The organism is Acinetobacter sp. NigerLNRRAM0016 (assembly GCF_054112845.1).
In genome coordinates, this window is record NZ_JBSYVT010000020.1 from 13,424 (window position 1) to 26,266 (window position 12,843).

Here is a 12,843-nt window from a genome sequence, read left to right on the forward strand (position 1 = left end):
GATTTAAAGTGCTGATCAAAAGCAAAAGAATGCCCATCTTGAATGATGGGCTTTTTTTATCTAAATATTAATGCACCTATCCCCACCATAAAGCAATCAGCCCACTAATGACCCCAAAACCCAAAACAGTGCTCAGCATGAGTGGCGTCAAAGCTTTTTCATTCAGTCCATAAGTTTGACCAAAAATTCCAAAGGCGATCGGCATCGGTAAAGCTGCCAGTAAAGTGCCTGCATACAACATTTCTTGACTGACATTGGGCAACACTGAAAACAACCCAAAGATGGTCAAGGGCATCAACACAATTTTAAATAACACTAAAATCAGACTTTGAATATCTACCGCTTTAAGACCAATACCGACCAGACTGCCACCAATCACAAATAAAGCCAGTGGCGATGCCGTTTTCCCCAGCATTGCTAAAATCTGATCAACTACATTCGGCAGTTTCAGTCCCAGCAGCACGCAGCCCATCCCCAGAATAATCGCCAGAATCACCGGGTTTTTCAGCAGATTTTTTAGGGTAGAAACAACTACCTGTTTCAAACTCCCCTGTTGCAAGCCTGCCTCGGCAATCATCAACACCAATGCCACAATCAACAAATTTTCAATAATTAAGGTCAGTGAAATATAGATGGCCGCATGTTGTCCAATCAACATGGTCAAAATTGCAGTGCCAATGAAGCCCGTATTCGACATTGATGCCCCCATCGCCATGACCGCCGAAGCAGTTAAGCGATGTTGAAAATATTGCCGATACAAAACAAAGGCCGCTACGAACAGCAGCAAGGAGCCACCACCATAGGCAATGAAATAACTCGGATGCCAAATTTCATGCAGGTTACGGCTCGCCAAGGCATGTAATAAAAAGGCTGGTAATGCAATTTTAATCACGAAGGCACTTAGGGCTTTAATTTGCTCAGGCAAAATTAATCCACCTTTGACACAAGCAAATCCCAACATCACCAATAAGATGATGGGTAAAATCGTACTTAAGACCATGCTGGTGCTCCATGCCGCTGACGTTTCAAAATCGCTCCCTAGATTGTCTTGCAAATGCAGCCTTTACTGCACATTTCCCAACTTAATTTTTAAATTCAATTGGGGTGTTCTTCTGGTTTAAGCCGAAAAAGGCTGAAACAGTTGCTTTACCCCATGCGGTTGGCAGCGTAAATATTGAGGGGCAATTTCCATGATTTCACCCAATTCGGCTGCTGCATGCCAAGGCCAGCGTGGGTCATACAGCATTGCACGTGCCAAACCAATCGCATCGGCTTGTTGTTGTTGCAACACTTGCTCTGCCTGTTGTGCTTCGGTAATCAAGCCCACAGCAATCACTGGAATATCAAGTGCCTGCTTCACCGCTTGTGCAAAAGGCACTTGGTAATTGGCACCAATTTGAATCGCTTGTTCGACATGTAAGCCACCACTCGACACGTGAATATAAGCAGCGCCCAGTTGTTGCAGACGTTTAGACAATTCCACCGATTCCTCAACTGTCCAGCCACCATCAAACCAGTCTTGAGCCGAAAGACGTATACCTATCGGATAACCTTCTGGAACTGCAGCTTGCATGGCCTGAAAGGTTTCCAAAGTCATACGAATTCTGTTTTCAAAGTCACCGCCATATTCATCATGACGCTGATTCGCGAGTGGGGACATAAACTGATGCAGTAAATAACCATGTGCTGCATGTAGCTCAATCAATGCAAAGCCCGCATCGGCTGCACGAACTGCGGCCTGAGCAAAATCCTGCTGTACCTGTTTCAGTTCCGCAACGGTCAGTGCATGCGGAGGCAAATCTTTGGGATTAAAGGTAATATCACTGGCAGAAACCGTTTGCCAGCCATGCTGATCTTCAGGTGGAATTTGCCCTCTGCCTAACCAAGGTTTATCGGTTGAAGCTTTACGACCTGCGTGCGCCAATTGAATCGCAAAAGGCATGGGCGAAATGGAGCGGACTTTTTCTAATAACGCACGCATCTGATCACGTTGCTGATCATTCCAAAGCCCTAAATCTGCAAAGCTAATTCGCCCTTCTGGCTGCACAGCCGTGGCTTCAACAATGCACAAACCTGCCCCCGAGAGCGCATAGTTAGCCCATTGTTGTTCATGCCAATAGCTTAATTCACCCTTATCATTGGCTGAATATTGACACATCGGCGCAATAACGATGCGATTTTGCACTTGAAGTGATCCATACTGAATGGGCTGAAATAAGCGTGACATGCAAGGCCTCTTCATTCTAATTTTCGTGACTTATCACGTTATACAGATTCTTACGAGGCTGCAAATACTCTTTTCATCTATTGTTTGAGTTTCATGCTCAAAAGAAATTGAGCGAATTTGGAAAAAACTTGCATTCCCGCGCATTCAGCCCGATATTAGCCATGTTGTTTCTGAGCTGTCATTAAACCCTATGCCTGAATTACCCGAAGTTGAAACCACCAAAACCAGTTTACTGCCTTTGATTGGGCAACAGGTAAAATCCGTAACGGTGCATGAATCACGCTTACGCTGGCCCATTCCAGAAGATCTGCAAAGCCTTCAGGGACAAAAACTGCTAAAACTCACCCGTCGCTCCAAGTACATTTTGGCGGAGTTTGAACGTGATCGCATGCTTTGGCATTTAGGTATGTCAGGCAGTTTTCGCCTATGTGAAGCCCATGAGGACAAACGCAAACATGATCATTTGATTATTCAGTTTGATGACATGCAATTACGTTACCACGACCCACGCCGCTTCGGCTGTATTCTGTGGTGGGATGCGGAGACTGAATCCAAACTTCTAGCTCCTCTAGGACCCGAACCTTTAAGCGATGCTTTTAATGCTGAATATTTAATGCAAAAACTGAAAAATAAGCAGGTCGGCATAAAAGTTGCAGTAATGGATAATCATGTTGTGGTTGGTGTGGGGAATATCTACGCAACAGAAAGTTTGTTTAATCTAGGCATACATCCAGCGCAACCAGCTTCCAGTTTAACGCCCCATCAGGTTGAGAAACTGGTGTTGGAAATCAAACGCATTTTAAAACAAGCGATTGATCTTGGTGGTTCAACCTTACGTGACTACACGAATGCCATGGGAGAAAACGGTTATTTCCAGCAAACCTTGCTCGCTTATGGACGTGCAGGTGAAATGTGTGTGAACTGTGAAACAACACTGGAAAATTTGAAACTGGGACAACGTGCCAGTGTCTTTTGCCCCCAATGCCAACCCTTGAAAAAAGTCTCTACAACTGCATCGATCAAGCGAGGTAAGATCAAATGAAAACAGCCATTGTTCGACATATTCTGGTCAAAGATAAAGATTTAGCCGACCAGTTAAAAAAGAAGATACTTGATGGTGCCGATTTTGCCAAAATTGCCAAGCAATATTCGACTTGTAATTCGGGTAAACGCGGTGGCGAACTGGGTGAGGTGAAAAAAGGACAATTGGTGCCTGTGATTGATAAGTTGGTCTTTACTGGCGCAGAAAATGTGCTGCATGGCCCGATCAAAAGCCAATTTGGCTTTCATCTGGTCGAAATTAAATTCCGTATGGCTTTCTAAAAGACGCTATGGAATGAGAAGTACCTATTCAACATTTTAGGTACTTCCCTGCTTGTTTCGGATTCAATCAATCTTCATCTGATAAACCCAAGCTGTGCTTGGTTCACCTGATTCCAATTCTACTGGTACGCAGACGCGCTCATATTGCATACCTTCAAACTCATCTAAAGCATCCCAATGATCTGTCAATTTGTCTGAAATAAAGAGATAGCCCTCGACTTTCGGTGCATGCTGATCCAGCACAATAGCAAACAGCCCTTTGTCTGGTCCCCAGTCCAAAATATGCACTACACCATTGACATACGCTTTCTGCCAAGTGCCACCAATACGTTCCAGAAGATGCGCATTTTCATGATTGGGACGTAAGGTTCCATAGACAAATAATTGATTCATCGGTGATTCATTTTCAATTTAATAATCTGAACAAATCTTAATGGGTATACAACATAAAAACCAGTGCCCATCCCCCAATTCAAGACGAAAAAAACGGCAACTTAAATTGCCGTTTCGGAAGATCAATTCATTAAGATTTATGTCTTAATTCATCACGAATTTCACGTAACAATTGGATGTCTTCAGGAGTTGGTGCTGGTTCTGGCGCAGCTTCTTCTTGCTTACGACGCATACGATTGATCATTTTCACCATTAAAAATACTACCCATGCCAAGATGATGAAGTTAATGAAAATAGTGAGGAAGTTACCATAAGTCAGAACATTCACACCTGCTTTGGTCAGTTCATCCAAAGATTGCAGGTTATTTGGATTATCCCCCAAAACCAAGAATTTTTGCGTGAAATCTACACCGCCACCTGTAATGACCGTGATTAAAGGCATGATGATGTCTTTCACCAATGAATCAACAATCTTACCAAATGCCCCACCAATGATGACACCGACAGCCAAATCAATCATGTTGCCTTTTACCGCAAATTCGCGAAACTCTTGCACAATACTCATTTAAATCTCCAGTTCTTTTTTGACTTTCATTTATGTGACGAAGTATACATTATTGAAATCTAACTATTTCCATCTAATTTACTTGGTTTTGTAAATTGTCTACAACGCTTTGTTGAATAACTTATACAAAAAAAACCGCTGATCGAAATCAGCGGTTTTTTATCATCAGAAAATAAGAATAACTTATTTGTTACGCTTACGTTCGTTTTCAGTCAACCAGCGCTTACGGATACGGATTGACTTAGGAGTTACTTCAACTAATTCATCATCTTCAATGAACTCAAGCGCTTGTTCTAGCGTGTATTCAACCGCAGGAACAAGAGTCAACGCATCATCCGTACCAGAAGCACGTACGTTAGTTAACTGTTTCGCTTTAGTTGGGTTAACTACCATATCGTCTGAACGTGAGTTAATACCTACGATCATACCTTCGTAAACTTCTAACTGTGGTTTAGCGAATAGACGACCACGGTCTTGTAAGCTGAACAATGCATAGCCCAAGCAAGTACCTTGAACCATAGAAATCAATACACCGTTTTGACGCTTCGCAACAGTACCTTGTTTCATTGGACCGTAGTGAGAGAAGCTTGAAGTCATGATCCCTGTACCAGAAGTCATGGTCAAGAATTCAGAACGGAAACCAATTAAGCCACGTGAAGGAACAGTTGCTTCAATACGGATTCGACCTTTGCCGTCAACTTCCATATTGGTCATTTCGCCTTTACGGTTACCCATTTGTTCCATTACAGCGCCTTGGTGCTGTTCTTCAACGTCAAACGTTACGTTTTCGTATGGCTCTTGCTTTTCGCCATCAACTTCTTTCAAGATTACTTGTGGACGCGATACGCCCATTTCGAAACCTTCGCGACGCATGTTTTCAATTAAAACTGAAAGGTGAAGTTCACCACGGCCAGAAACTTTGAAACGGTCTGGACTGTCAGTGTCTTCTACACGTAATGCTACGTTGTGAATCAATTCGCGGTCTAAACGTTCACGAATGTTACGTGAAGTGACGAATTTACCTTCTTTACCCGCAAACGGTGAGTTGTTTACTTGGAAAGTCATGGTCACTGTAGGTTCATCTACAGACAATGGCGGTAAAGCTTCAACATTTTTCGGATCACAAATCGTGTCAGAAATATGAAGTTCGTCAATACCTGTGATACATACGATATCGCCTGCTTGAGCAGAATCAACATCAATACGCTCTAAACCGTGGTAACCCATGATTTTTAAGATACGGCCGTTACGCGTCTTACCGTCTTTATCAATCACAGTTACAGGTGTATTAAGTTTTACAGAACCGCGTTGAATACGACCAACACCGATAACACCTACGAAGCTGTTATAGTCAAGCGAAGAAATCTGCATTTGGAATGGACCATCAACATCAACTGCTGGTGGTTCAACAATGTCAACGATGGTTTGGAACAATGGCGTCATGTCTTCAGCCAATTCTTCTGGAGAAGGACCAGCAACACCACGTAGACCAGATGCATAAACAACTGGGAAGTCTAGCTGTTCATCAGTACCGCCCAAGTTGTCGAACAAATCAAATACTTGGTCAATAACCCAGTCTGGACGCGCGCTTGGCTTGTCTACTTTATTGATAATTACGATTGGCTTCAAACCACGCGCGAACGCTTTTTGCGTTACGAAACGAGTTTGCGGCATTGGACCTTCTTGAGAGTCAACAAGAAGAAGTACGCAGTCAACCATCGACATTACACGTTCAACTTCACCACCGAAGTCGGCGTGTCCAGGGGTGTCGACGATGTTAATACGATACTCAGTATTCGTACGTGCATCTAACCATTTGATTGCAGTGTTTTTTGCAAGAATGGTAATACCACGTTCACTTTCAATAGCGCCCGAATCCATGACACGCTCAATCTCACCTGCGCGATCACCAAGAGCACCTGATTGTTGAAGTAATTTATCGACAAGTGTGGTTTTACCGTGGTCGACGTGGGCAATAATTGCAATATTGCGGAGATTTTTGATATCTGACATAGAATTCGATAAGCCTAAAACTTGAGGGCAAATTATACAGAAAAATTATAGATTTTAGTAGTGACAGTTTATTGACAAGCTCATTTTTTTTAACGACTGATCGGCATTTTGTTTTGTAAAGCTGTGTATCTCGATTAGAATAGCGCCATCTTGCTAACGCCTTTTGACATATGTCTGATCAAAATCTCTCTCCCAATCAACCAGATCAGCTCGATTTGGTCTACGGTTTAAATGACCGCCCACAACCCTTTATTGCCTTTCTTGCAGCCTTCCAACATTTACTCGCAATTATTGTCCCAATTGTTACACCCGGCTTACTGATCTGTTTAGCTTTAGGTGTTTCAAAACAAGACACCAACATGATTTTATCCATGTCTTTGGTAATTTCGGGCATCGCAACCTTTTTACAATGTAAAAAAGTTGGACCCTTTGGCGCGGGCTTATTGATTGTTCAAGGCACCAGCTTTAACTTCATTGGTCCCATCATCGGGATTGGTTCAGCCATGGTGGCTGCGGGGACACCTGTAGAATCGGTCATGGCCGCAATTTTTGGTGTGGTGATTTCAGGTTCATTCATTGAGATGGGTGTGTCACGTATTTTACCTTGGATCAAAATGCTGATTACCCCATTGGTCACAGGCATTGTGGTGTTGTTGATTGGTCTGACTTTAATTAAGGAAGGCTTAATCAGCATGGGTGGTGGCTATCAAGCCATGTCGAACAATACATTTGCCAATACCGACAACTTAATTATGTCTTGTACAGTGCTCGGCTTAATTATCTTGTTGAACCGTATCCGTATTACTTGGGTAAAAAGTTCAGCGATCCTGATTGCCTTGGTTGCGGGATATGCCCTTGCGGGCTTTATGGGACATCTGGATTTTTCTGGTCTTAAAGATGCACCTTTAATCCAAGTCCCGACACCAATGCACTTTGGACTCAGCTTCTCTTGGAGTCTATTTATTCCAATAGCCTTTATTTACCTCGTGACTTCTTTAGAAGCGATTGGTGATATCACGGCAACCTCGAAGCTTTCCAACCAGCCAGTCGATGGTGAAACTTGGATGCAACGCATTAAAGGCGGTGTCTTGGTTAATGGTGCAAACTCTTTCCTTGCGGGTATTTTCAACACCTTCCCAAGCTCAGTCTTTGCACAAAACAACGGTGTGATTCAACTGACTGGTGTTGCCAGCCGTTATGTCGGGATTTGGATTGCGGCCCTATTGGTGATTTTAGGCTTATTGCCAGCCGTTGCAGGCGTGATTCAAGCTGTTCCGCAAGCCGTACTCGGTGGTGCAGTAATGGTCATGTTCGGTGCCGTGGCTGCATCAGGGATTAACATTCTTGCAGGGGTTCATTTAGATCGTCGTGCGCTGCTGATTATTGCCATCTCATTGGCACTGGGTCTGGGTGTTGCGCAAGTGCCACAAATTTTGGAACATCTTCCAGAACTTTTCCGTAACATCTTTAGTTCAGGTGTTGCGACGGGTGGTATTGCCGCACTGGTATTAAATATTGTGCTTCCTGAAACGAAGAAATAAAATTTAATCCGTATTTAAACACTGCCCAGCTTTGTCTGGGCAGTGTTTTTCAATGGAGCATTCCTTTATGGATCCACGTAGTGAAGTCGTTATTCGACAACAAGATCAACTCAAAGGACGCGTGCTGTTTATCCATACGCCTCACGATCAACTATTAAAAGAATTAGACAGCAATATTGAAGCATCCATCTGGACGTGGAATTATGCCGATTATCAAGGCTTCCTTAAAATGGGCTTAGACGCTCATTTTGGTATCCATTTTCCAGAAAAAACCGTAGATCAGGTGGTTATTTTTGTTCCTAAGTCTAAGGAATTGTTGAATTATATCCTGCATGTTGCCGTCAGCCATCTATCAATTGGTCAGCAAGTGTTTCTGGTGGGCGAGAAAAAAGGTGGTGTAGAGCGTGCTGCTAAACAATTACTGCCTTATGGTAAAGCCATAAAACTGGACAGTGCACGACATTGTCAATTCTGGCAACTGCAACTGAATAAAACTGAACAACTGAAACCCCTAGAAGCTTGGGTTAAATCTTATGAAATTCAATTAGATGATCAGAAGATTGAAATCTGCGCCCTGCCTGGTGTGTTTAGTCAAACTAAACTCGATGTCGGCACAGCCGTACTTTTGCCTTACCTAAAACAGGTAAAATCGGGTACACTCGCCGACTTTGGTTGTGGAGCCGGGGTGATTAGCTGCTATTTAGCCAAGCTTAATCCTGCACATTCAATCATTGCGATGGATGTAGATGCCTTTGCATTGCACTCCACACAACTGAGTTTTGAACGTAATTCAATTCCTGCTTCACAACTCCAGATTCAGGCTGTAACCAGTTTTAGTGATGCCCCATTCAACTTGGATGCGATTGTGAGCAACCCTCCTTTCCATCAAGGTATTCACACCAATTACGATGCCAGTGAAGGCTTATGTCATGAAGCCAAACAACATCTGAACTCGGGCGGTGAACTTTGGATTGTGGCGAACCGTTTTTTAAATTATCCAATTTTGATTGAACAGCATTTTGGTCAATGTACTGTAAAAGCTGATCAACAAGGCTTTAAGGTGCTTTATGCCTGTGCGAAATAATGTGAATAAGGAAAACCATGAGCGAGATTGATCAATCTACCCATCTAAAGCGCAAGCTTGGGGCACGCCATCTGAATATGATTGCGATTGGTGGTTCCATTGGTACAGGTCTATTCCTTGCATCAGGAGCAACTATTGCAAATGCAGGTCCCGGCGGGGCTTTGCTGGCCTATGCTTTAATTGGGGTAATGATTTACTTCTTGATGACCAGCTTAGGTGAACTAGCTACGCATAACCCAACATCTGGTGCATTCTTCACTTACGGCAGTAAGTATGTCGAAGGTGGATTTGGTTTTGCACTGGGCTGGAACTACTGGTACAACTGGGCAATTACCGTTGCATTTGAATTGGTTGCGGTACAGTTCATCATGAAATTCTGGTTCCCTGACATCCCAGGGTTTTACTGGAGTGCAATCTTCCTTGCAATTATCTTTGCCATTAACGCCATGACCGTAAAAGGTTTTGGTGAAAGTGAATTCTTATTCTCCTTGGTTAAAGTGATTGCGATTATCGCCTTCATCATCATTGGTCTCGCCATGATTGTAAAAATCATGCTGACACCAGATATGGTGACTTTTGGCAACTGGACAAAAGGCGAAGCACCTTTTGTTGGGGGCTTACAAGCCATGATTGGGGTTGCCATGATTGCAGGATTCTCCTTCCAAGGCACTGAAATGGTTGGTGTTGCCGCGGGTGAATCCAAAGATCCGAAAAAGACCATTCCTGTTGCGATCAAACAAATCTTCTGGCGTATCTTGTTATTTTATATCGTGTGTATTTTTATCATCGGTACGCTGATTGCCTATGATGACCCACGTTTATTACAAGCAGCATCGAGTGAAAACATTACCCTTTCACCATTCACCTTGCTCTATGAAAAAGCTGGTTTTGCTTTCGCAGCAGGCTTAATGAATGCGGTAATTTTGACTGCGATTCTTTCTGCGGGCAACTCAGGCATGTATACCTCAACCCGTATGCTGTTTAACATGGCACGTCATGGCAGTGCACCTGCTTGGTTTGGCAAACTAGACCCACGCGGTGTGCCAATGAATGCCTTATATGCCACTACAGCAATTGCTGCGCTGTGCTTCCTGACCACCTTTATTGGTGAAGAACAAGTATTCAACTGGTTACTCAACATGTCAGGGATGTGTGGTTTTATCGTTTGGCTGGGAATAGCGGTTTCACACTATCGCTTCCGTAAAGGATATATCGCTCAAGGACATAAATTGGAAAACTTGGCTTACACGGCCAAATTCTTCCCTTTTGCACCATGGTTTGCCTTTATCCTCTGTTCAATTGTAGTCCTAGGTCAGAATTACCAAGCGGTACTTGCGGGTGAGTGGTTATCAGTTTTATCAACCTATATCGGTATTTTCTTATTCTTGGTAATTTGGCTAGGTTATAAATGGAAATATAAAACCAAGTTAATTTCTTACAAAGAAATGGATGTAACCCCAATGAACATTGATCGTGAAGATTAAGTTCAAGCGATTAAACAGCCTACGGGCTGTTTTTTATTGTCCGTTTCATGCCTATTTTGAAATGATGAAAGACTCTATTATAAAGATGATTGGAGTTCCCTGTTTTTAGCATAAATCCAAGCTTTGCTAATCAAAATGAGGCTCAAACTAAAAAGCCCCGACATCCTGTCGGGGCTTTTTTAGATCTTGCTGCGGCATAACTCCTGTCGTACCGTATTGCATCCATTCACCACTATTATTGTTATTCTAAGGAAACATCCTGTTCCTGATGAGTTCAGTATAGAAAGAATCAAAGAGGGTAACTAGACGCCAAAAGGCGCAAATCTTGTCAGCCAAAACCTACAAATACCCCTCACAATTTTATTTTGAATAGTCACGTGCACCAAATAATGCTGTGCCAATCCGCACCATGGTCGAACCTGCTGCAATCGCAGCATCCAGATCAGCCGACATCCCCATACTTAAAGTATCCCAATCTTGAGGATGTGCATGCTGTGCTTTGACTTGATCAAACAACTTTCTTGCCTCCATCAAGGCCGATGTATTGTTTGGGGCTGGAATCACCATAATGCCACGCAATCTTAAATGAGGAAGCTGACTGATTTGACCGACCAACTGCGCAACTTCTTCTGGCTGACATCCGTCTTTGGTATCTTGCCCATCAATATTCACTTGTAGACAAATATTTAAAGGTGGCTGTGTCGCTAATCGCTGACTCGATAATCGCTCTGCAATAATCAAACGATCCACGCCATGCACCCATGCAAATTTTTCCGCCAAATGCTTGGTTTTATTCCGTTGTACATGCCCAATAAAATGCCACTCTATGTCTAAATCCGACAATGCTTCAATCTTTTCCAGTGCCTCTTGCAGATAGTTTTCTCCAAATGCACGCTGCCCTGTTACATACATCTCACGCAATGATTCACTTGGATGAGTTTTTGAAACCGCAAGTAATTGTACCGTTTCAGCTTCACGTCCAGCACCTGAACAAGCAGCCTCTATTTGCTCTAAAACCTGATTTCGCGACTCTTTCAAACTATTCATTGACGATCTTCTCATTTCATTCATCTTTTTTTACGTTCCAGCAACTCTAACTGTTGGTTAAGCAGCAGGAAAGCCTTATTATTCTATCAAAATAATTAAGATTTATATGATCTCGGGGAATTCATGGATATTACAGAATTATTGGCTTTTTCGGCAAAAAACGGGGCTTCCGACTTACACTTATCTGCGGGTATGCCTCCAATGATTCGCGTAGATGGTGAAGTAAGACGTATCAACCTGCCTGCATTAGAACATAAAGAAGTACACAAACTGGTGTACGACATTATGAATGATAAACAGCGTCGCGATTATGAAGAACAACTGGAAACTGACTTCTCTTTTGAAGTTCCTGGAGTTGCCCGTTTCCGTGTGAACGCATTTAACCAGAACCGCGGTGCAGGTGCTGTATTCCGTACCATTCCATCTAAAGTTTTAACCATGGACGACCTTGGTCTGGGCAATATCTTTAAAGAAATCTGTGATTACCCTCGTGGCATCGTGTTGGTCACAGGTCCGACTGGTTCTGGTAAATCAACAACCCTAGCCGCAATGCTGGACTACATTAATGATCGACGTTATGACCATATTTTAACAGTCGAGGATCCAATCGAATTTGTACACCAATCCAAAAAATGTCTAATTAACCAGCGTGAAGTGCATCGTGATACGCATGGCTTTAATGAAGCACTCCGCTCAGCATTGCGTGAAGACCCTGACATTATTCTGGTCGGTGAGATGCGTGACCTTGAAACCATTCGTCTTGCTTTAACTGCTGCTGAAACGGGTCACTTGGTTTTCGGAACACTGCATACCACCTCCGCAGCGAAAACCATTGACCGTGTCATTGACGTATTCCCTGCCGAAGAAAAGGACATGGTTCGCGCCATGCTCTCGGAATCATTACAGGCGGTTATTTCACAAACACTCTTAAAGAAAAATGGCGGTGGTCGTGTCGCTGCGCATGAAATTATGATTGGTATTCCTGCGATTCGTAACTTGATTCGTGAAAATAAAGTGGCACAAATGTACTCTGCCATTCAAACCGGTGCCAACTATGGTATGACCACCTTAGATCAGAGCCTGAAAACACTGGTATCTAAAGGTGTCATCAGTCCTCAAACAGCACGTACTGTTGCTAAACAACCAGAATCATTCTTATAAGAATA

The 12,843-nt window shown here is 43.1% G+C and carries 12 protein-coding genes; 6 read left to right on the plus strand and 6 right to left on the minus strand.

Annotated features, from left to right (window positions below; translation table 11 throughout):
• Window positions 1-76: 76 nt before the first annotated feature.
• Together ACWQ4X_RS12750 and ACWQ4X_RS12755 are read right to left on the minus strand one after the other, a co-directional pair.
• Window positions 77-1,000, minus strand: a complete 924-nt coding sequence (locus ACWQ4X_RS12750) for an AEC family transporter (RefSeq protein ID WP_457903894.1) — start codon at window positions 998-1,000, stop codon at window positions 77-79.
• 117 nt (window positions 1,001-1,117) lie between these two features.
• Entirely contained in the window at window positions 1,118-2,227 is a 1,110-nt protein-coding gene (locus tag ACWQ4X_RS12755; protein ID WP_457903895.1) for an NADH:flavin oxidoreductase/NADH oxidase, read from the minus strand.
• A gap of 190 nt (window positions 2,228-2,417) precedes the next feature.
• On the opposite strand from ACWQ4X_RS12755, the gene mutM reads away from it, so the two are divergent.
• Window positions 2,418-3,269, plus strand: coding sequence for a bifunctional DNA-formamidopyrimidine glycosylase/DNA-(apurinic or apyrimidinic site) lyase (gene mutM / locus ACWQ4X_RS12760; protein WP_457903896.1), 852 nt, complete (start codon window positions 2,418-2,420; stop codon window positions 3,267-3,269).
• A complete protein-coding gene (locus tag ACWQ4X_RS12765; RefSeq protein WP_100242163.1) occupies window positions 3,266-3,550 on the plus strand; it encodes a peptidylprolyl isomerase in 285 nt (94 codons plus the stop codon). The genes mutM and ACWQ4X_RS12765 overlap by 4 nt, the downstream gene beginning before the upstream one ends.
• 63 nt (window positions 3,551-3,613) lie before the next feature.
• On the opposite strand, the gene ACWQ4X_RS12770 is transcribed toward ACWQ4X_RS12765, so the two are convergent.
• From ACWQ4X_RS12770 to typA, 3 genes are all read right to left on the minus strand, one after another.
• The gene (locus ACWQ4X_RS12770) at window positions 3,614-3,943 is read right to left on the minus strand and encodes a gamma-glutamylcyclotransferase family protein (protein WP_457903897.1); all 330 of its coding nucleotides are present in this window, start codon (window positions 3,941-3,943) and stop codon (window positions 3,614-3,616) included.
• Between the two features lie 130 nt (window positions 3,944-4,073).
• Entirely contained in the window at window positions 4,074-4,508 is a 435-nt protein-coding gene (gene mscL, locus ACWQ4X_RS12775) for a large conductance mechanosensitive channel protein MscL (RefSeq protein WP_457903898.1), read from the minus strand.
• 183 nt (window positions 4,509-4,691) lie between these two features.
• Window positions 4,692-6,521, minus strand: a complete 1,830-nt coding sequence (typA, locus tag ACWQ4X_RS12780; RefSeq protein ID WP_100242160.1) for a translational GTPase TypA — start codon at window positions 6,519-6,521, stop codon at window positions 4,692-4,694.
• Window positions 6,522-6,691: 170 nt separating this feature from the next.
• On the opposite strand from typA, the gene ACWQ4X_RS12785 reads away from it, so the two are divergent.
• From ACWQ4X_RS12785 to ACWQ4X_RS12795, 3 genes are all read left to right on the plus strand, one after another.
• Window positions 6,692-8,062: a uracil-xanthine permease family protein gene (locus ACWQ4X_RS12785; protein WP_457903899.1), complete on the plus strand. Its 1,371-nt coding sequence runs from the start codon at window positions 6,692-6,694 to the stop codon at window positions 8,060-8,062.
• 67 nt (window positions 8,063-8,129) lie between these two features.
• Window positions 8,130-9,146: a methyltransferase gene (locus ACWQ4X_RS12790; protein WP_457903900.1), complete on the plus strand. Its 1,017-nt coding sequence runs from the start codon at window positions 8,130-8,132 to the stop codon at window positions 9,144-9,146.
• Between the two features lie 17 nt (window positions 9,147-9,163).
• Entirely contained in the window at window positions 9,164-10,630 is a 1,467-nt protein-coding gene (locus tag ACWQ4X_RS12795; RefSeq protein ID WP_374529727.1) for an amino acid permease, read from the plus strand.
• A gap of 360 nt (window positions 10,631-10,990) precedes the next feature.
• On the opposite strand, the gene ACWQ4X_RS12800 is transcribed toward ACWQ4X_RS12795, so the two are convergent.
• Entirely contained in the window at window positions 10,991-11,677 is a 687-nt protein-coding gene (locus ACWQ4X_RS12800; protein WP_457903901.1) for a YggS family pyridoxal phosphate-dependent enzyme, read from the minus strand.
• Between the two features lie 123 nt (window positions 11,678-11,800).
• Between ACWQ4X_RS12800 and ACWQ4X_RS12805 the strand changes: the two genes are divergently transcribed.
• On the plus strand, window positions 11,801-12,838 hold the full coding sequence (locus ACWQ4X_RS12805; RefSeq protein WP_100242154.1) for a type IV pilus twitching motility protein PilT: 1,038 nt from the start codon (window positions 11,801-11,803) through the stop codon (window positions 12,836-12,838).
• Window positions 12,839-12,843: the final 5 nt, after the last annotated feature.